This window comes from Micromonospora globbae, assembly GCF_003610785.1.
Lineage (GTDB): Bacteria > Actinomycetota > Actinomycetes > Mycobacteriales > Micromonosporaceae > Micromonospora > Micromonospora globbae.
The window spans coordinates 214,938-234,916 of record NZ_RAQQ01000005.1 but is presented as its reverse complement, the minus strand read 5'-3'; the positions used below and the strand labels follow the sequence as shown (position 1 = coordinate 234,916).

General features: G+C 72.0%; 17 protein-coding genes. 12 read left to right on the top strand and 5 right to left on the bottom strand.

Annotation, left to right across the window (positions count from 1 at the left end; genetic code table 11):
* The first annotated feature begins 98 nt into the window (after positions 1-98).
* From D7I43_RS09065 to D7I43_RS09025, 9 genes are all read left to right on the top strand, one after another.
* On the top strand, positions 99-2,555 hold the full coding sequence (locus D7I43_RS09065) for an NADH-quinone oxidoreductase subunit G (protein WP_120327968.1): 2,457 nt from the start codon (positions 99-101) through the stop codon (positions 2,553-2,555).
* Positions 2,552-3,904, top strand: coding sequence for an NADH-quinone oxidoreductase subunit NuoH (gene nuoH, locus D7I43_RS09060; protein WP_120327967.1), 1,353 nt, complete (start codon positions 2,552-2,554; stop codon positions 3,902-3,904). The genes D7I43_RS09065 and nuoH overlap by 4 nt, the downstream gene beginning before the upstream one ends.
* Position 3,905: 1 nt before the next feature.
* Positions 3,906-4,541: an NADH-quinone oxidoreductase subunit NuoI gene (gene nuoI, locus D7I43_RS09055; protein ID WP_120327966.1), complete on the top strand. Its 636-nt coding sequence runs from the start codon at positions 3,906-3,908 to the stop codon at positions 4,539-4,541.
* 2 nt (positions 4,542-4,543) lie between these two features.
* Entirely contained in the window at positions 4,544-5,314 is a 771-nt protein-coding gene (locus D7I43_RS09050; protein ID WP_120327965.1) for an NADH-quinone oxidoreductase subunit J, read from the top strand.
* Positions 5,311-5,610 carry an NADH-quinone oxidoreductase subunit NuoK gene (nuoK, locus tag D7I43_RS09045; protein WP_120327964.1) on the top strand — a complete coding sequence of 100 codons (300 nt, stop codon included), beginning with the start codon at positions 5,311-5,313 and terminating at the stop codon, positions 5,608-5,610. Before D7I43_RS09050 ends, nuoK begins: the two co-directional genes overlap by 4 nt.
* An 11-nt stretch (positions 5,611-5,621) precedes the next feature.
* Entirely contained in the window at positions 5,622-7,580 is a 1,959-nt protein-coding gene (gene nuoL / locus D7I43_RS09040) for an NADH-quinone oxidoreductase subunit L (protein WP_120327963.1), read from the top strand.
* A 64-nt stretch (positions 7,581-7,644) separates the two neighbouring features.
* A complete protein-coding gene (locus D7I43_RS09035; protein WP_120327962.1) occupies positions 7,645-9,177 on the top strand; it encodes an NADH-quinone oxidoreductase subunit M in 1,533 nt (510 codons plus the stop codon).
* Positions 9,174-10,727 (top strand): NADH-quinone oxidoreductase subunit NuoN, encoded by a 1,554-nt coding sequence (gene nuoN, locus D7I43_RS09030; RefSeq protein WP_120327961.1) that lies wholly within the window; start codon positions 9,174-9,176, stop codon positions 10,725-10,727. Before D7I43_RS09035 ends, nuoN begins: the two co-directional genes overlap by 4 nt.
* 139 nt (positions 10,728-10,866) lie before the next feature.
* Positions 10,867-11,940, top strand: a complete 1,074-nt coding sequence (locus tag D7I43_RS09025; protein WP_120327960.1) for a polyprenyl synthetase family protein — start codon at positions 10,867-10,869, stop codon at positions 11,938-11,940.
* 146 nt (positions 11,941-12,086) lie between these two features.
* On the opposite strand, the gene D7I43_RS09020 is transcribed toward D7I43_RS09025, so the two are convergent.
* Entirely contained in the window at positions 12,087-13,274 is a 1,188-nt protein-coding gene (locus D7I43_RS09020) for an MFS transporter (protein WP_120327959.1), read from the bottom strand.
* Between the two features lie 154 nt (positions 13,275-13,428).
* Between D7I43_RS09020 and D7I43_RS09015 the strand changes: the two genes are divergently transcribed.
* The gene (locus tag D7I43_RS09015; RefSeq protein ID WP_120327958.1) at positions 13,429-14,211 is read left to right on the top strand and encodes an IclR family transcriptional regulator; all 783 of its coding nucleotides are present in this window, start codon (positions 13,429-13,431) and stop codon (positions 14,209-14,211) included.
* Positions 14,212-14,290: 79 nt separating this feature from the next.
* On the opposite strand, the gene D7I43_RS09010 is transcribed toward D7I43_RS09015, so the two are convergent.
* Positions 14,291-16,420: a PhoX family protein gene (locus tag D7I43_RS09010; RefSeq protein WP_120327957.1), complete on the bottom strand. Its 2,130-nt coding sequence runs from the start codon at positions 16,418-16,420 to the stop codon at positions 14,291-14,293.
* A 240-nt stretch (positions 16,421-16,660) separates the two neighbouring features.
* Here D7I43_RS09010 and D7I43_RS09005 point away from each other — a divergent pair, with 240 nt between their 5' ends.
* Entirely contained in the window at positions 16,661-17,176 is a 516-nt protein-coding gene (locus D7I43_RS09005; RefSeq protein WP_120328075.1) for a sigma-70 family RNA polymerase sigma factor, read from the top strand.
* Positions 17,173-17,862, top strand: a complete 690-nt coding sequence (locus tag D7I43_RS09000) for an anti-sigma factor family protein (protein ID WP_120327956.1) — start codon at positions 17,173-17,175, stop codon at positions 17,860-17,862. Before D7I43_RS09005 ends, D7I43_RS09000 begins: the two co-directional genes overlap by 4 nt.
* A gap of 54 nt (positions 17,863-17,916) precedes the next feature.
* Here D7I43_RS09000 and rarD read toward each other — a convergent pair whose 3' ends face one another.
* The 3 genes from rarD to D7I43_RS08985 form a co-directional block, all read right to left on the bottom strand.
* On the bottom strand, positions 17,917-18,885 hold the full coding sequence (gene rarD / locus D7I43_RS08995) for an EamA family transporter RarD (protein WP_120327955.1): 969 nt from the start codon (positions 18,883-18,885) through the stop codon (positions 17,917-17,919).
* Positions 18,882-19,379 carry a GNAT family N-acetyltransferase gene (locus D7I43_RS08990; protein WP_120328074.1) on the bottom strand — a complete coding sequence of 166 codons (498 nt, stop codon included), beginning with the start codon at positions 19,377-19,379 and terminating at the stop codon, positions 18,882-18,884. Before D7I43_RS08990 ends, rarD begins: the two co-directional genes overlap by 4 nt.
* 163 nt (positions 19,380-19,542) lie before the next feature.
* The gene (locus D7I43_RS08985; protein ID WP_120327954.1) at positions 19,543-19,929 is read right to left on the bottom strand and encodes a phage holin family protein; all 387 of its coding nucleotides are present in this window, start codon (positions 19,927-19,929) and stop codon (positions 19,543-19,545) included.
* Positions 19,930-19,979: the final 50 nt, after the last annotated feature.

The window sequence follows — 19,979 nt, the reverse complement described above, 5'->3', positions numbered from 1 at the left end:
GAGCTTGCGAGTCCCAGCCGCGAGCGCGAGGAGAGAGCGCAGCGAGCCTCGCAGTCGCGAGCAGACGCAGGCACAGTCGCGAGTGGAAGGCGACTCTGATGACCGACGTAGCCAAGAAGACCGACACGGTCACCCTCACCATCGACGGCGTCGAGGTCACCGCTCCGAAGGGGGCGCTGCTGATCCGGGTCGCCGAGCAGATGGGCATCGCGATCCCGCGGTTCTGCGACCACCCGCTGCTGGCGCCGGCCGGCGCGTGCCGGCAGTGCCTCGTCGAGGTGGAGGGACAGCGCAAGCCCGTCGCCTCCTGCACGCAGACGGTCGCCGACGGCATGGTGGTCCGCACCCAGCTCACCTCCCCGGTCGCCAAGAAGGCGCAGGAGGGTGTGATGGAGCTGCTGCTGCTCAACCACCCGCTCGACTGCCCGATGTGTGACAAGGGCGGCGAGTGCCCGCTGCAGAACCAGGCCATGTCGACCGGGCGCACCGACTCCCGGTTCCACGAGCACAAGCGGGAGTACCCGAAGCCGCTGCCGATCAGCACCCAGGTGCTGCTCGACCGGGAGCGCTGCGTGCTCTGCCAGCGGTGCACCCGGTTCTCCGAGGAGATCGCCGGCGACAAGTTCATCGACCTGATGAACCGGTCGTCCGCCGAGGAGATCAACATCTACCGGGACGACGCGTACGGCGCCGAGGGCGACACCGGCGACGTGCCGTTCAACTCCTACTTCTCCGGCAACACCGTGCAGATCTGCCCGGTCGGCGCGCTGACCGGCGCCCAGTACCGGTTCCGGGCCCGCCCGTTCGACCTGGTCTCCAGCCCGAGCGTGTGCGAGCACTGCTCGGCCGGCTGCGCCCAGCGCACCGACTGGCGGCGGGGCAAGGTGCTGCGCCGCCTTGCCGGCGACGACCCGACGGTGAACGAGGAGTGGAACTGCGACAAGGGGCGGTGGGGCTTCCAGTACACCCGCGCCTTCGACCGCCTCACCACGCCGCTGGTCCGCGACGAGCGCACCGGTGAGCTGCGGGAGGCGTCGTGGAGCGAGGCCCTCGCCGTGGCCGCCGAGGGGCTGCGCGCCGCCCGGGACGCCGGGCAGGGCACGGCGGTGCTCACCGGCGGCCGGCTGACCGTCGAGGACGCCTACGCGTACGCGAAGTTCGCGCGGGTCGCCCTGAACACCAACGACATCGACTTCCGCGCCCGGCCGGTCTCCCGCGAGGAGGCCGACTTCCTGGCCAGCTCGGTCGCCGGCGTCACCGACGTGACGTACGCCGACGTCGAGAAGGCGCCGGCCGCCGTGCTGGTCGGGCTGGAGCCGGAGGAGGAGTGCCCGGTCCTCTTCCTGCGGCTGCGCAAGGCGTACCTGAAGAAGACGCTGACGGTGTACGCGATCGCCCCGTTCGCCACCCGCGGCCTGGAGAAGCTCGGCGCCAAGCTCGCCCGGGTGGTGCCGGGCGAGGAGGCCAGCGTGCTCGCCGAGCACGCCACGGTCGCCGAGGCGCTGAGCGCCGAGGGCGCCATCCTCATCGTCGGCGAGCGGCTCGCCGAGGTGCCGGGTGGTCTGTCCGCCGCCGCCGACGTCGCACGGCGTACGGGCGCGAAGCTGGCCTGGGTGCCGCGGCGCGCCGGTGACCGAGGCGCCGTCGACGCCGGGTGCCTGCCGAACCTGCTCCCCGGCGGGCGGCTCGTCACCGAGCCGGCCGCCCGCGCCGAGCTGGGCGAGGCGTGGGACATCCCGGCCGGCGTGATCCCGAGCCAGGCCGGCCGCGACACCGACGGCATCATCACGGCCGCCGCCAACGGGCAGCTCGGCGCCCTGGTCGTGGCCGGCGTCGACCCGGCCGACCTGGCCGACCCGCGCCTCGCGGAGCAGGCACTGGACACCGTGCCGTTCCTGGTCAGCCTGGAGCTCCGCAACAGCGCCGTGGCCCGGCGCGCCGACGTGGTGTTCCCGGTCGCCCCGGTGGACGAGAAGGCCGGCAGCTTCGTGGACTGGGAGGGGCGTCTGCGCACCTTCGAGGCGGTGCTGCAGACCGGCGCGATGACCGACGCCCGGGTGCTCGACGCGCTCGCCGCCCAGCTCGACGTGCGGCTCGGCACCGGCGACGTGCCGAGCATCCGTCGGGAGCTGGGTTCGCTTCCGCCGACCCGGACGACCCGCCCCGCCGCCCCGGCCGTGGAGCCGGCCGCCGTGCCGCAGCCGGGCGCCGGCGAGGCGGTGCTCGCCACCTGGCACCAGCTCATCGACCTGGGCAGCCTGCTCGACGGCGACGAGCACCTCGCCGGCACCGCCCGCCCGCCGCTGGTCCGGCTGGGCAAGGGCACCGCCGAGGCGCTCGGCGTCGCGGACGGCGACGCGGTCACGGTCGGCACCGACCGGGGCGCGCTGACGCTGCCGGTCGCCATCACCGAGATGCCGGACGGCGTCGTCTGGCTGCCGACCAACTCGCCCGGCGCGACCGTCCGGCGCAGCCTCGGCGCGACCTCCGGCACGGTGGTGCGGATCTCGGCCGCCACGGCGGCCCCTGTCGTGAACGGAGGGGGCGTCCAGTGAGAGCGATCTACCTGGCCCAGGACCCGACCCTGGCCGACTTCGGCCGGGACCCGTGGTGGCTGGTCGTCGGCAAGGTGCTCTTCGCCTTCGTCTTCGCGGTGCTGGCCACCCTGCTCGGCGTGTGGTTCGAGCGGCGCGTGGTCGGCTTCATGCAGGTGCGGCCCGGCCCCAACCAGGTCGGCCCGCTCGGCCTGCTCCAGACGCTGGCCGACGGTTTGAAGATGGCCTTCAAGGAGGACATCCTGCCGCGGGCCGCCGACAAGGTCGTCTACTTCTTCGCGCCGACGATCTCGGTGATCTGCGCGGTCACCGCGCTGTCGGTGGTGCCGTTCGGCCCGATGGTGAGCATCTTCGGCCACTGGACGCCGCTGCAGGTCACCGACGTCTCGGTGGCGGTGCTCGTGCTACTGGCCTGCTCCTCGATGGGCATCTACGGCATCGTGCTCGGCGGCTGGGCGTCCGGCTCCACGTACCCGCTCCTGGGCGGTCTGCGGTCCACCGCCCAGATGATCTCGTACGAGGTCGCGATGGGGCTCAGCATCGTGGCGGTCTTCATGACGGCCGGCACGATGAGCACCAGCGGGATCGTCGCCGCGCAGGGTGACGCCACCCGGGTCACCGTGTTCGGGACGGAGATCCCGGCGCCCGGCTGGTACGCGATCCTGCTGCTGCCGAGCTTCGTCATCTTCTTCATCGCCATCGTCGGCGAGACGAACCGGGCGCCGTTCGACCTGCCGGAGGCGGAGTCCGAGCTGGTGGCGGGCTTCATGACCGAGTACAGCTCGCTGAAGTTCGCGCTCTTCATGCTCTCCGAGTACGTGTCGATGGTGACCATGTCGGCGGTCACCGTGACGCTGTTCCTCGGTGGCTGGCGGGCGCCGTGGCCGATCACGCTCTGGGAGGGCGCGAACTCCGGCTGGTGGCCGATGCTGTGGTTCTTCGGCAAGGTCATCATGCTCGTCTTCGTGTTCGTCTGGCTGCGCGGCACGCTGCCCCGGCTGCGCTACGACCAGTTCATGCGCTTCGGCTGGAAGGTGCTGCTGCCGATCAACCTGGTCTGGATCCTCGTCCTCAGCGGCCTGCGGTCGATCGAGGACTGGGACACCCGCGGCAAGCTGATCGCCGTCGGGATCCCGGCCGGCCTGCTGCTGCTCGCCACGCTGTTCTGGCCGAGCCGCAAGCCGCAGCCGAGGCCGACCGTCCAGGAGCAGGTCAACAACCGTCCGCACGGCAGCTTCCCGCTGCCGCCGATGGACCTTCAGGTTCCACCGAGCCCGCGCACCAGGCGCGTGGTCGCCGAGCGGGAGCCGGCCAACACCGTTGCCGGCCCGGAGTCCAGGGAGGTGTGACGTGGGCGCGATCACCGGAACGTTCAAGGGCTTCGGGGTCACCTTCTCCCACATGTTCAGGAAGGTGGTCACCACCGACTACCCGTTCAAGCCGCCGGTCTCGGCGCCGCGCTACCACGGGCGGCACATCCTCAACCGGCACCCGGACGGCTTGGAGAAGTGCATCGGGTGCGAGCTGTGCGCCTGGGCCTGCCCGGCCGACGCGATCTACGTGGAGGGTGGCGACAACACCGAGGAGCAGCGCTTCTCGCCGGGTGAGCGGTACGCGAGCGTCTACCAGATCAACTACGCGCGGTGCATCTTCTGCGGGCTCTGCATCGAGGCCTGCCCGACCCGTTCGCTCACCATGAGCAACGAGTACGAGCTGGCCCGGGACAACCGGCAGGACCTGATCTTCACGAAGGAGCAGCTGCTCGCGCCGCTGCTGCCCGGCATGGAGCAGCCGCCGCACCCGATGCGGCTCGGCGACAGCGAGAAGGACTACTACGTCGGCGGGCTCACCAACCCGGGCACGTCGGCCGGTGCGGAGCGCGCGGCGAACAGCCCGGGCCGGTACCAGGTGGAGGAGCACCCCGGTGTGACCTTCCCGGGCGCCGAGCAGCACGCCCAGCGGGCCGCCGCCGGCAAGGGGGAGTGAACATGACCACGCAGACCGTGCTGGCCGCGGCGGGCGGGGTGTCGGGCGGCGAGGAGGTCACCTTCTGGATCCTCGCCCCGCTCGCGCTGATCGGCGCGATCGGGATGGTGGCCGCCCGCAACGCCGTGCACTCGGCGCTCTGGCTGGTGCTGACGATGCTCTGCCTGGGCGTGTTCTACGTCCTGCAGGCCGGGCCATTCATCGGCATGGTGCAGATCATCGTCTACACCGGCGCGATCATGATGCTCTTCCTGTTCGTGCTGATGCTCGTCGGGCGGGACTCGTCGGACTCGCTGATCGAGACGCTGCGCGGGCAGCGGGCGGCCGCCGTGCTGCTCGGTCTCGGCTTCGCGGGGCTCGTCGGCGGCGGTGTCTACCGGGCGCTGGAGGGCACCACGGCGGTGGGCCTGACCCAGGCCAACGCCGACGGGAACGTGCAGGGCATCGCGCGCCTGCTCTTCACCAAGTACGTCTTCGCCTTCGAGCTCACCTCGGCGCTGCTGATCACGGCCGCGGTGGGCGCCATGGTGCTGGCGCACATCGAGCGGCGCAAGCAGGACAAGATGGACCAGATCGCCACCATGAAGGCCCGCTTCCGGCCCGGCAACTACCCCGGCCCCAAGCCCGGCCCGGGTGTCTTCGCCACCTCCAGCTCGGTGGCGACCCCGGCCCGGTTGCCGGACGGCCGGTTCACCGAGCGGAGCACGCCGGAGATCCTGCCGCTCCGCGAGCTGACCGCGCAGGAGGCCTCGCCGAAGGGTACGGACAAGTGACACCGGACTACTACCTCGTCCTCGCGGCGGTGCTCTTCACCATCGGCGCCGCCGGGGTGCTCATCCGCCGCAACGCGATCGTGCTGTTCATGTGCGTCGAGCTGATGCTCAACGCGGCCAACCTGGCGCTGGTCACCTTCAGCCGGATCAACGGTGACCTCAACGGCCAGATCATGGCGTTCTTCGTGATGGTGGTGGCCGCGGCCGAGGTCGTGGTCGGGCTCGCGATCATCATGGCGATCTTCCGGACCCGGCGCTCGGCGAGCGTCGACGACGCCAACCTGCTCAAGTACTAGAGGGGCCTGCGGTGGGAGAGATTCTGACGAACGCCCCGGCGGAGCCGGCAGGGGCCGTCACCTACGCGACGGCGGACGGTCTGCTCGGCAGCGTCTGGCTGCTGGTGGCGATCCCGCTGGTCAGCGCGGCGATCCTGCTGCTGCTCGGCCGGCGGGCCGACCGCTGGGGGCACTGGCTCGGCGTGGCCGCGATCGGGGCGTCGTTCGTCCTCGGCCTCGCCTCGTTCTTCCAGCTCCGCGGACTGGAGAACAAGTCGGTCGAGCTGAGCCTGTGGGACTTCATCGCGGTCGGCGGGCTCCGGGTGGACTTCGGCCTGCTCTTCGATCCGCTGTCCGCGGTCTTCGTCCTGCTGATCACCGGGGTGGGTTTCCTGATCCACCTCTACGCGGTCGAGTACATGGCGCACGACGCCGGTCGCCGGCGGTTCTTCGGGTACTTCAACCTGTTCGTCGCCGCCATGCTGCTGCTGGTGCTCGGCAACAACTACGTGATGCTGTACGTCGGCTGGGAGGGCGTCGGTCTCGCGTCGTACCTGCTCATCTCCTTCTGGTACGAGCGGCCGAGCGCGGCCACCGCCGGCAAGAAGGCGTTCCTGATGAACCGGGTCGGTGACGCCGGCCTCGCCATCGCGATCTTCATCATGTTCGCCACCCTCGGCACGACCCAGTACGACGAGGTCTTCTCCGGCGTCGGCGCACTGGCCGGCGGCACCGTACTGGTGCTCGGCCTGCTCCTGCTGCTCGGCGCGACCGGCAAGTCCGGCCAGTTCCCGCTCCAGGCGTGGCTGCCGGACGCCATGGAGGGCCCGACCCCGGTCTCCGCGCTCATCCACGCGGCGACCATGGTCACCGCCGGCGTCTACCTCATCGCCCGGTCCAACCCGATCTTCTCGGCCAACACGACCCTCCAGCTCGTGGTGGTCAGCGTCGGTGCGCTCACGCTGCTGATCGGCTGCATCATCGGCGCGGCCAAGGACGACATCAAGCGGGTGCTGGCCTGGTCGACGGTGAGCCAGATCGGCTACATGTTCCTCGGCGTCGGCCTCGGCGGCGGGGCGTACGCCCTGGCGATCGTGCACCTGCTGGCGCACGGCTTCTTCAAGGCCAACATGTTCCTCGGCGCCGGCTCCGTCATGCACGGCATGAAGGACCAGGTGGACATCCGCCGCTTCGGCGGGCTGTCGAAGCACATGAAGATCACCTGGATCACGTTCATGATGGGCTGGCTCGCCATCATCGGCATGTTCCCGTTCTCCGGCTACTTCTCGAAGGAGCCGATCATCGCGGCCGCGTTCGCGCGGGAGGACTGGACGGCCTGGCTCTTCGGCGGGGCGGCGCTGCTCGGCGCCGGGCTCACCGCGTTCTACATGACCCGGCTCTTCGTGCTCACCTTCCACGGGCCGGCGCGGTGGACCGAGGACATCGACCACCCGCACGAGTCGCCGAAGCTGATGACGATCCCGCTGATCCTGCTGGCGATCGGCTCGGTCGGGGCGGGCTTCCTGCTGTCCACCTCGGTGCCGGACTGGCTGACGGCGACCGCGGGGCTCGGCGGCGAGCACGGGGAGCACGAGTCGGTGCTGCCGCACGCCCTCATCACCACGCTGTCGCTCCTGGTGACCGTCCTCGGCGCGGGGCTCGCCTGGTTCCTGTTCCGCAACGGCACGGCCACGGCGCCGCAGCCGGCCGGTGTGGTGGTCACCGCCGCCCGCCGCAACCTCTACACCGACGCCTTCAACGAGGCGGTCTTCGAGAAGCCGGGCATCTTCCTCACCCGGGCCCTGGTCTACCTCGACAACCGGGGCATCGACGGGCTGGTCAACGGCCTCGCCGCGGGTGTGGGCGGCGGCTCCGGCCGGCTCCGGCGGCTGCAGACCGGCTTCGTCCGGTCGTACGCGACCTCGATCCTGACCGGCGCGCTGCTCGTGGTGGCGGCGTTCCTGGCCGTACAGGCGGGGTGGCTGGCGTGATCGACCTCTTCCCGGCCGCCCCCGCCGGCGGACCACGCAGTGACGACGGAGGTAAGGCCGCATAATGTCCAACTTCCCGTTCCTCTCGGTGCTGACCGTGGCGCCGCTGGTGGGCGCCCTCGTGGTGGCCCTCCTGCCGCGGCGCCGCCCGGAGCTGGCCAAGCAGGTGGCCTTCGTCTGGTCGCTGCTCGTGCTGGTGCTCTCGGTGCTGATGTGGATCACCTTCAAGGTCGGGGGTGACCGCTTCCAGTTCCGCGAGTCGTACCCGTGGATCCCGAACTGGGGCGTCCACTTCACCTTCGCGGCCGACGGCATCGCGCTGGTCATGCTGATGCTGATCGCGGTGCTGGTGCCGCTGGTGATCCTGGCGTCGTGGCACGACGCCGAGTCGTCGAAGCGCTCCGTGCCGATCTACTTCGCGCTGCTGCTCGTCCTCGAGTGCACGATGATCGGCGTCTTCGCGGCCGCCGACGTCTTCCTGTTCTACGTGTTCTTCGAGGTCATGCTGGTGCCGATGTACTTCCTCATCGGCAGCTACGGCGGCCACCAGCGCCAGTACGCGGCCGTGAAGTTCTTCCTCTACTCGCTGGTCGGCGGCCTGTTCATGCTCGCCGCGGTGATCGGCCTGTGGGTGGTCGGCGGGAAGACGTTCGACTGGCAGGCGCTGTCGCAGGTGGACATCTCCACCGGCACCGAGCGCTGGCTGTTCCTGGGCTTCTTCGTCGCGTTCGCGATCAAGGCGCCGTTCTTCCCGTTCCACACCTGGCTGCCGGACGCCGGTGGCGCGGCCCCGGCCGGCGCGGCGGCCCTGCTGGTCGGTGTGCTCGACAAGGTCGGCACGTTCGGCATCCTCCGCTACTGCCTGCCGCTCTTCCCGGACGCCGCCAAGTGGTTCGCCCCGTGGGCGCTCGCGCTCGCGCTGATCGGCATCATCTACGCGGCGCTCCTGGCCGTGGGACAGAACGACCTCAAGCGGCTGGTGTCCTACACCTCGATCGCGCACTTCGGCTTCATCGGGGTGGGTATCTTCGCCTTCACCACCCAGGCCGGCACGGGCGCGGTGCTGTACATGGTCAACCACGGTCTCGCGACCGGCCTGCTCTTCCTCGTGGTGGGCATGCTGATCGCGCGCCGCGGCTCGGCCCTCATCAGCGACTTCGGCGGCGCCGGCAAGCTGGTGCCGGTGCTGGCCGGCGTGCTCTTCTTCGCCGGTCTCGCCTCGCTCGCGCTGCCCGGCACGGCGCCGTTCATCTCCGAGTTCCTGGTGCTGATCGGCGCGTTCACCGTGAACAAGCCGGTCGCCGTGATCGCCACCCTGGGCATCATCCTGGCCGCCGCGTACGTCCTGTGGATGGTGCAGCGCACCACCCAGGGCACCCTCAACCCGGCGCTGACCGAGGTCGACGGGATGCGCCGTGACCTCAACCTGCGCGAGAAGGTCGTGGTCGCGCCACTGATCGCGCTGATCGTGCTGCTCGGCTTCTACCCGAAGCCGGTCACCGATGTGATCAACCCCGCCGTCCAGGCGACCATGGACGACATCGGCCGGACCGACCCCGCCCCGTCGGTGGGCACCGTCCAGGAGGCTTCAAAGTGACCGAACTGAAGCTGCCGTCGATCGACTACGCGGCGCTCGCCCCAATCCTGATCATGTTGGGTGCCGCGCTGGTCGGCATCCTGGTCGAGGCGTTCGTACCGCGGCACCGGCGGCACCTGGTGCAGCTGTCGCTGGCGCTGCTCGCGGTGCTCGCCGCGCTGACCATGGTGGTGCTCAACGCCGACGACCGGCTGCTCACCGCCGGCACGGCGATCGCCGTGGACGGGCCGACGCTGTTCCTCCAGGGCGGCATCCTCGTCCTCGCCGCCATGGCGCTGCTGCTGATCGGTGAGCGCGTCGTGGAGCGGGGCGGCGCCTTCGTGGCCCACGCGGCGATCACCGCCGAGTCCGTCGAGGACCGCCGGCAGGCCGAGAGCGCCAACGGGGCCACCGAGGTGTACCCGCTCACCACGTTCGCCATCGGCGGCATGCTGATCTTCGTGGCGGCGAACGACCTGCTGACCATGTTCATCGCGCTCGAGGTCTTCTCGCTGCCGCTCTACCTGCTCTGCGCGCTGGCCCGCCGCCGGCGGCTGCTCAGCCAGGAGGCGGCGCTGAAGTACTTCATGCTCGGCGCGTACGCCTCCGCCTTCTTCCTGTTCGGTGTGGCCCTGATCTACGGCTTCACGGCCGGTACGCCGGGCCGTTCGGCCGGGGTCGACTTCGCCACGATCAACGCGGCGGTGAGCGACTCGCCGTCCAGCCGGGTGCTGCTCTTCGCCGGTATGGCGCTGCTCGCCATCGGCCTGCTGTTCAAGGCGGCCGCGGCGCCGTTCCACGTCTGGACGCCGGACGTGTACCAGGGCGCGCCCACCCCGGTCACCGGGTTCATGGCGGCCTGCACCAAGGTCGCCGCGTTCGGCGCCCTGCTCCGGGTCTTCCACGTCGCCTTCGCCGGCGCCAGTTGGGACTTCACGCCGGTGCTCGGCGTGGTGGCGGTGCTCACCATGCTGGTCGGCGCGGTGCTCGCGGTGACCCAGACCGACATCAAGCGGCTGCTGGCGTACTCGTCGATCGCCAACGCCGGCTACCTCCTGGTCGGGGTGCTCGCCCCGTCGAAGGACGGCCTCTCCGGCACGATGTTCTACCTCGTGGCGTACGGCTTCTCGGTGCTGGCCGCGTTCGCCGTGGTGACCCTGGTCCGCGACGGCGACGGGGAGGCCACCCACCTGTCCCGCTGGGCCGGGCTGGGCCGGCGGTCGCCGTTCTACGCCAGCCTGTTCACGTTCATCCTGCTGGCGTTCGCCGGTATCCCGCTGACCAGCGGCTTCACGAGCAAGTTCGCGGTCTTCGGGCCGGCGCTGGCCGAGGGACGGGCGTGGCTGGTGGTCGCCGGTGTGCTGACCAGCATGGTGCTGGCCTTCCCGTACCTGCGGGTCGTGGTGATGATGTGGCTCTCCGAGCCGGGCGACTCCACCCCGACCGTCGCGGTGCCGGGCGGGCTCACCTCGGCCGCGCTCATGATCGGGGTGGTGGCCACCCTGGTCCTCGGCGTCGCCCCGGCCCCGCTGCTCGACCTGGCGACCGGCGCCGCCGAATTCGTCAGATGACGCTCGCCGTGACAGGGGGCCGGTACGCGGTGGCGTACCGGCCCCCGTCGTATGCGCCGGCTCCGACCCGGCCGTCGTGCCGGTCGCGGGCACGCATCCCCCGTCCGTGCTGCTCGAACGCGTGTGGCATGGTTGAGGCGTGGTGAATCCGGCAGGCGAGGGTACAGGTGCCACCGGCTCCGGCGGCCGTCGGAGCCGGCAGGGTGCGGGTCAGTTCGGGGCGCTCGGCCTCTATCTCGCCGATCCACGCCTCGAGGAGTCCGTGCTGTCCGTGCTGGACGACGTCGAGACGGAACTGCGCGCCAGCGTGGCGAGCGCCGACCCGTTCGTCACGGAGGCCGCCCGGCACCTCGTCGAGGCCGGCGGCAAGCGGTTCCGGCCCCTCCTGGTGGCCCTCGGCGCCCAGTTCGGTGACCCGACCGCGCCGCAGGTCGTCCCGGCCGCGGTCGTGATGGAGCTCACCCACCTGGCGACGCTCTACCACGACGACGTGATGGACGAGGCGGCCGTCCGCCGGGGCGCCCCCAGCGCCAACTCGCGGTGGACCAACTCGGTAGCGATCCTCGTGGGCGACTACCTCTTCGCCCGGGCCGCGGACATCGCCGCCGACCTCGGCACCGAGGCCGTACGCCTGCAGGCGCGCACGTTCTCCCGGCTGGTGCACGGTCAGATCGCCGAGACCGTCGGCCCGCGTCCCGGTGAGGACCCGGTGGCCCACTACCTGCAGGTGATCGCCGGGAAGACGGGCTCCCTGATCGCCACGTCGGCGCGCTTCGGCGGCATGTTCGGCGGTGCGACACCGGAACACATCGAGGCGCTGGCCGGCTACGGCGAGACGGTCGGCGTCGCCTTCCAGCTTTCCGACGACCTGCTCGACATCGCCTCCGAGTCGGTCCAGTCGGGCAAGACACCCGGCACGGACCTGCGCGAGGGCGTGCCCACGCTGCCGGTGCTGTACGCGCGGGCGGGCGACGACTCCGACGCCGCGTCCGTACGGCTGCGGGAGATCCTCGCCGCGGGCGCGGTCACCGACGACGACCTGCACGCCGAGGCGCTCGGCCTGCTGCGGGAGAGCCCGGCCCTGAAGCGGGCACGCGAGACGGTTCGCAGCTATGCCGAGGACGCCCGGGCCAAGCTCGCGCCGCTGCCCGACAGCCCGGCCCGCCGGGCGCTCGAGTCCCTCTGCGACTTCGTAGCCGACCGCACCAGCTGACCACCGCCCGCCCCGGCGCGCCCTCCCCAGCAGGCTCACCCCGGCCGGCTCACCCCGGTGATCATGAGGTTGACGGGGGATTCGGAGATCGTTCCGCCCGCCAACCTCATGATCGACGCGGGTCAGCGGGTCAGCGGGTCAGCGGGTCAGGGATGGGGGCGGGTCAGGAGGCGGCTGCCGGTCAGCATGAGTGCGGCGGCCAGCAGCATCGACACCGCCGCGGTGCCCCACATGGCCGGGTAGCCGGCCCGGGCGGCGACCGCGCCGAGACCGAGCGGGCCGAGGCAGCCGCCGGCGTACACCCCGGTCTGGGTGATCGAGGTGGCGGCGGCCGGTGCCTGCGGGTGCAGCCGGACCACCGCGAAGTTCATGAGCCCCGGCCAGGCCCAGCCGAGGCCGAAGCCGAGCACGACGCCGGCCACCAGCGGCAGGGGGCCGGCCACGGCGAGCAGCCCGAGCCCGGCCGCGCCGACCAGCAGCATGCCGGCGATGACGGCCACGTGCCCGCCGGAGCGGCGGTCGGCGAGCCATCCGGAGCCGACCCGCGCCGCCACGCAGACGGCGCTGCCCAGCGTCAACGTCAGTCCGGCCAGCCCCGGTGCGAGGCCGCGTGCCGCGGCGGAGTCGACCACGAAGGTGCCCAGCGCGTTGGCGGCCCCCGCGGCCAGCGTGGCGGCCACGCCGACGACCACCAGGGCGCCGGTGCCCCGGCCGGCCCTCGTGCCGCCGGACCGCCGCGCCGCACCGGCCTCCCGGGCGGGCACGGCCAGCAGGGCGGTCAGCGCGGCCGCCGCCGCCGCGACGAACGCCCAGCGCCACCCGGCGGTGAGGGCGATGGTCGGTACGGCGGCGCCCGCGAGCAGGGTGGAGACCGGGATGGCCGCCTGCTTGACACCGAACGAGAGCCCCTGCCGGTGCGGCGGGACGTGCCGGGCGAGGGCGGCGTTGCTGGCGAGCTGGCCGAGCGCGTTGGCGGTGCCGCTGACGGCGAGCAGGCCGAGCAGGACGGGGAAGGAGCGGGCCAGCGTGGCGATGGCCAGCAGGCAGACGGCCGAGAGCAGGATGCCGGCGCGGGCGACCACCGCCGGGCCGTACCGCTCGGCGAGAGCACCGGACGGCACCGAGGCGAGCGCGCCCACCCCGAAGTAGACGGACACGGCGAGGCCGAGGCCGGCGGGGGAGAAGTGCAGGTCGTCACCGAGCTGGACGGCGAGGCCCCCGACCAGGAAGACGGGCAGGACGCAGGCGATCGTGACGGCGATGGCGCTGGCGCTGGCCCGTACCGGTCGGGTGGGCGCGGGGTCGGCGAGGGGGGTGGCGGCGATCTCGGTCATCGTCAGGCAAACCTACGCCAGCCCTCGCGGGACCACGGATCGTGTCCGTCGGAGTACGGGGCGTCGATGAGGATCTGGCATCCTCGAACCGAACAGTCGTTCCGCAGGAGCGCGGAATTTCATATGGTGTAAGTCCCCGGCGGCGGAGGTGGTTGTGCGCGACCCCTTGGCGGAACCTTCGGATCTGATCCGCAGCGTCTCCCGCGCGCTACGAGTGCTCGAGTCGGTCGGTCGTGCCCCCAAGGGCCTGACCGTCAAGCAGATCGCCCGGCGGTGTGAGCTGACCGTCGCCACGACCTACCACCTTGTCCGGACCCTGGCGTACGAGGGCTACGTGATCCGGCGCGAGGACGGCACCTACATCGTGGGGTTGGAGGTCGCCGACCGGTACCGGGAACTCGTGGCCGCCTTCCGCGGGCCGCCCGCGGTCGGGGAGACGCTGCGCCGGGCCGCCACGGAGACCGGCTACAGCCACTACCTGGGACGGTTCGTCGGCGGGCAGGTGGCGATCACCGCGATGGCCGAGGGGCCGCGGTCACCGTACCTGGAGGACCTGGTCCCCGGCTTCGACGAGGGGGCGCACGCCACCGCGCTCGGCAAGGCGCTGCTCGCCACACTGACGGCCGAGCAGCGCTTCCGCTATCTGCGCGAGTACGGCATGCGGCCGTTCACCACCGCCACGCTCACCACCGCCGAGGCATTCGAGGCCGACCTGGCCGCCGGCGAGCGGCGCGGCATGCAGCTGGAGCTGGGGCAGTTCCGCCAGGGCGTCGCGTGCGCCGCCGTGCTCGTGAGTCCCGACAAGGACATGGAACGCCGCGCCGTGCTCGCGTGCGCGCTGCCGGCGAGCGAGATGATGACCTCCGCCCGGGTGGTCCGCGCCAAACTGCTCACCGCGGCCCGGGCGGTCGCCGACAGCATCGCCGCCGAGCACTGACCGGCGTACGCCACGGGGCCCTCCCCCCGGCTGGGAGAGGGCCCCGCGGGGCGGTCCGCTGCCGGACCGCCGGAGAAGGTCAGCTGCCCACCGGGCGGCCGTCGAGACGCCAGGTGACGACCACGCCCGGCTTGGCGAAGTCGCCGTCCGGCCAGGTGGAGGCGGGCTTCTCGACCGACGCGCCGGTGATCTCACCCGGGTGCTGGACCGCCACGAAGACCGACCGGTTGTCCTCGGTGATGAACGGGCCGCAGGTCTCCGCACCGAGCGGCACCGTGAGGAACTGCTTCAGGTGACCCCGCTCCGGTCCTTCGAGGGCGGTGGCGAAGAGGCCGTCGTTGCTGCCCAACGCGTTGCCGTCGGTGGAGATCCAGAGGTTGCCGGTGGCGTCGAAGGCGACGTTGTCCGGGCAGGAGATCGGCGAGACCCTGGTCTTGTCGTACCCGGCGAAGTACGTCGACGGGTCGCTCGGGTCGCCGCAGACGATCGGCAGCGACCAGGCGAACGTCTCGGCGCTGTTGTCGCCCCGGTCCTCGACGAGTTCGAGGATCTGCCCGTGCTTGTTGGCGTTGCGCGGGTTGGCCTCGTCCGCCTTCGGGTTGCTGCCGACGCCCCGGTTGGTGTTGTTGGTGAGCGCCACGTACACCTTGCCGGTGAGCCTGCTCGGCTCGACGTCCTCGGGACGGTCCATCTTGGTCGCGCCGACCTTGTCGCCGGCGAGCCGGGTGAAGGTGAGCACGTCGGCGGCGGTCATTCCGTCGACGTACGAGCGGTTGCCGCTCACCAGCCTGATCCAGCGACCCCGGCCGTTGAAGGCGCCGTCGGAGGGGAGCGTGCCGGAGCCGTCGATCTCCCCGGCGCTGTTGCCCTCCAGCTTCGCGACGTAGAGCGTGCCGGACTCCAGCAGCGTGAGGTTGTGCCGGCGGGCCACCGCCGAGTCGCCCGGCATGAACTTCTTGTCCGAGACGAACTTGTAGAGGTAGTCGAACCGCTCGTCGTCACCCATGTACGCCACCGCGTGACCGCTCTTCGCGATGATCACGTTGGCGCCCTCGTGCTTGAACCGGCCCAGCGCGGTGTGCTTGCGAGGGCGGCTCTCCGGGTCGAACGGGTCGATCTCGACGACCCACCCGAAGCGGTGCGCCTCGTTCGGGTGCCGGGCCAGGTCGAAGCGCTCGTCGGCGCGGTCCCACTTCCGGCTGCCGCTCGGGTAGCGGGTGGTGGTCGGGATCCCGTAGCGCTCCAGCTTCGGCTTGAGCTCGGCCGGCGCGCCGTCGCCGCCGACGAAGTACTGGTTGAAGTTCTCCTCGCCGGAGAGCACCGTGCCCCACGGGGTCACCCCGCCGGCGCAGTTGTTGAGCGTGCCGACGACCGTGCGGCCCTTGGGGTCGGCCGCCGTACGCAGCCAGGCCGAGCCCGCCGCCGGGCCGGTGAGGTCGAAGGTCGTGCCCAGTGCGGTGACCCGCCGGTTGTACGGCCGGCGGCCCTTGCCGACCGGGCGCCACTGCCCGGTCTCGTCGACGCGTTCCAACTCCACGACGGACATGCCGTGCGCGGCCATCGCCACGCGGATCTGCTCCACCGAGAGGTTGTCCAGGCCCGGGAAGCCGGGGAACATCAGGTCCTCGTTGGTGTACTCGTGGTTGACCACGAGCAGCGCCCGCCGGCCGTGCTTGTCGAGCGGCAGCACACCGACGAAGTCGTTGTTGTAGCCGAACTGCTTCGCCTGCGCCGCGGCGGTCTGCCGGTGGAGGTCGAACTCGGGCGCGCCGGGCACCACCTCGTCACCCCACTTGATGACGACGGCGTGGTCGTACCCGTTCGGCACCACGAGCGTGTCGAGCTTGTTCGGCGGGATCGGCGTGAAGGTCAGCGCGCCGTTGCCGACCCCACCGCCCGGGCGGCCGGCGCGGGCGGGGGCCGCCGTACCAGCGGTCGCCGCGCCGGCGGCCGCCGCGGGGGCCGCGCCGGCCAGCGCGCCGGCCGCCGCGCCGCCGAAGCCGAGCACCAGCGCGCCGACCGCGCCGGCCCGGACGACGCCGCGCCGGGAGACCTCGGCGTTCACGACGTCGCCGAAGTACGCGTTGTCCGATGTGTTCGGCACGGGGTGGTCGCAGGCGTTGCCACAGCGGTAGAGACAGGTCATGGCGTCACGGCTGCCGTGGCGGGTGCTGCCCAGCAGTGGGAGCAGCCGGGGGCGGTCAGTCATGGGGAGCCTCCTGACGAGGGGTCATGGTGGTGTGCGGGGCCCGACGTTGTGGGCGTACCGGCGGGACGCTAGGAGGGCGTGATGAGCGACCGTCGGCGTGAACGTGAACCGGGCGTGAACACCTCGCCGGGACGGCCGGTGGCGCAGCCGTGCTGACCTCGGACTGAACCGATCGCGGTGGCCGCGCGTATTCCCGGGCGAACGCACCGTCGGACTCGCGACGGAAGCGAGGAGACCGCCATCAGCGACCACGACGCCGACCTGCTCCGCGCGCTGCACGACGAGCACGCGGAGGCGCTGTACGCCCACGCCCTGCGGCTGGTCAACGGCGACCGGCAGCGCGCCGAGGACCTGGTGCAGGAGACGCTGCTGCGCGCCTGGCGGCACCCCGAGTCGCTCGACCCGCGGCGTGGCTCCGTCCGCGCCTGGCTCTTCACCACGGCACGGAACCTGGCGATCGACGCGTGGCGGCGGCGGGCCACCCGCGTCGGTGAGGTCTACACCGACGAACTGCCCGAGCCGCCGGAGGTCGTGGACGAGGCCGAACGCGCCGTGGAGGCGTGGACCGTCGCCGAGGCGTTGAACCGGCTCAGCCCGACCCACCGTGAGGTGCTCGTCGAGTGCTTCTACCAGGGCCGGTCGGTGGCCGAGGCGGCCTCCCGGTTGGGCGTGCCGCCGGGCACGGTGAAGTCCCGGACGCACTACGCGCTGCGCTCACTACGGTTGGTCCTGGCGGAGATGGGGGTGACGGGATGACCCGGTGCGAGTTCGCGCACGACGACGGCGCGTACGTGCTGGGAGCGCTCGCCCCCGCCGAGCGGGCCGCGTACGAGCGGCACCTGGCCGGGTGCGCGGAGTGCCGCGAGGCGGTCGCCGAGATCGCCGTGCTGCCCGGGCTGCTCGGCCGGCTCGACCCGGCCGGGCTGGAGCAGTTCCTCGTGCCCACGTCGGGTCCGTCGCTGCCGGCGCTGCTCGACGAGGCCCGCGAACGGCGACGCCGCGAGCGGGCCGCCAACCGCCGGCGGTACGCGTTGACGGCCCTCGCCGCGGCGGGGCTGGCCCTGGTGGCGGGCGTCGGTGCGGCCGTCGTGGCGCCCCGGGAGACCGCCCCGCCCGCCGAGCAGGTGCGGATGGTTGCCATGCAGCCGGTGGCCGGCACCGTCCCGGTGCACGCCGAGGTGGGGTTGACCGGCACCGGTTGGGGCACCGAGGTGACCATGCACTGCGGGTACGAGCGTCGCGCCGGCTACGCCAGGGCGTACACCTTCCGGCTGGTGGCGCACGGCCCGGACGGCGCCACGGAGCAGGTCGGGTCCTGGCTGGCCGCGCCCGGCGACGACGTGCGGTTCACCGGCGTCACGCGGTTCACCGGTGCCGAACTGGTCCGCCTGGAGCTGCTGCGCGCCGACGGCACCCCGGTCTTGACCTACGACGTCCGCTGAGCCCTCGGCGCCGCAACCCTCCGCGATCTTGCAGTTTCGGCCCCTGATACGGGGCTATTGCCCGGTTTGCCGGGGCAGGAAGTGCAAGATCGCGGAGGGGGGCGGGGCGGGCTCGGGGACCGCGGCTGCCAGCCGGGAGGCGGCGCGGGCCCGACGGGTCTGGCGCAGCGCGTCGACGGTGAAGACGATCAGCGCGAGCCAGACCAGCGCGAAACCGGCCAGCCGGGCCGGCGGCATCGGCTCGTGGAAGATCAGCACGCCGCAGCCGAGCTGGAGGATCGGGGCGAGGTACTGGAGCATGCCGAGGCCGGTCAGCGGCAACCGGTTGGCGGCACCCGCGAAGAGCAGCAGCGGAACGGCCGTGGCCGCGCCGGCCAGCACCAGCAGCGCGGTGTGCCCGGCGGAGACGTGCCCGAAGGCGGCGTCGCCGCTCGCGGCGAGCCAGCCGAGGTAGCCGAGCGCGGGGAGCGCCAGGACCGCCGACTCGACGAAGAGCCCCTCCGCCGCGGGCAGGCCGAGCCGCTTCTTCACGAGGCCGTAACCGCCGAAGCTGAGCGCGAGGGTGAGCGCGAGGTAGGGCACGTGCCCGTAGTCGACGGTCAGCACCGCCACGGCCAGGCCGCCGACGCCCAGCGCCACCCACTGCGCCGGTCGGAGCCGTTCACGCAGCACGGTCACGCCGAGCAGGACGACCACGAGCGGGTTGATGAAGTAGCCGAGCGCCGTCTCCACGACCCGGTCGGAGTTGACGCCGTAGATGTAGGTGCCCCAGTTCACGGCGATGAGGGCCGCCGCGGCGCCGATCCCCGCGAGGGCGCGGGGCCGCCGCGCGAGCGCCCGCAGGAAACCGATGTTGCGCTGGGCGGCGAGCAGCAGCGCCACGAAGGCCACCGACCACACGATCCGGTGGGCCAGGATCTCCAGCGGCCCGGCGGGTCGCAGCAGCTTGAGGTAGATCGGGAAGAAACCCCAGAGCAGGTACGCGCCGAAGCCGTAGAGATATCCCAGACGCTGCGGTGTCACGCCTCCACCGTAAGGGGTGACCCGCCGTTTGACTCATGTCCGGTGACGGGCGTCACCTGACTGTCGCGCCCGTCGTACTCCATCCAGCGCTCCGGAAGCACCGGCGTGAAGCCGACCTTCGCGTACACGCCGTGCGCGTCGTTCGTGGCCAGCACGATGCGCCGTACGCCCAGGTCGGCCAGGTGGTCCCGGACCGCACCGGCCAGCCAGGTGCCGAGGCCGCGCCCACGCTCGGTCCGGTCGACGTAGACGTCGCACAGCCAGGCGAACGTCGCCCGGTCGGTGACCACCCGGGCGACGGCGACCTGCCGGCCGTCGCCGGGCCGGTAGACGCCGAACGGAATCGACCCGGCGAAGGCCCGCTCCACCGTGTCCCGGTCGCGCCCCATCGCCCAGTACGCGTCGGCGCTGAGCCACTGGTGTACCCGGGCCAGGTCGAGCCGGTCGGGATCGGTGCTGAGCAGGTAACCGTCGTCACGGGTCAGGGTGAACATCCCGAGACGGTAACCCCGCCGGCCGGTCACCGCGGGGGCCAATTCCCGCAGTCTGGTCGTCGCGGCGCGCTCCAGGCCCGCAGCGCCCTCCGGGTCGCGCGGTCGTCCGCCGCCACGGAGCGCTTCGCGGCGGCCCAGCCGGGGCGGGGTGCTCCGGTGCCGGTCAGTCGCGGTCGAGGACGGCGCCGAGGATCCAGGTCACGACGCTGACGAGGAGCGCGCCGAGCACCGCCTCCGGCCAGAAGCCGTCCACGTGGAACGGCAGCCCGGCCTCGCCGGCGATCCAGCTCGTGAGCAGGAAGAGCAGGCCGTTGACGACCAGCGCGATGAGGCCGAGGGTCAACAGGTAGAAGCCGCAGCCGACGGTCTTGATGATCGGCTGGAGCACCGCGTTGACCACGCCGAAGATCGCCGCCACCAGGATCAGGGTGGTGACCGTCCCGGCGACGGAGTCCGCGTCCAGGGTGATGCCGGGAATGAGCAGGGTCGCCAACCAGAAGGCGAGCGCCGTGGTGGCCAGCCGGATCAGAAGGCCCTTCAGAAAACCCATGGCGGGGATCGTGCCATGCGGCGACCACCGGCGGAACCCGTGAAGATCCG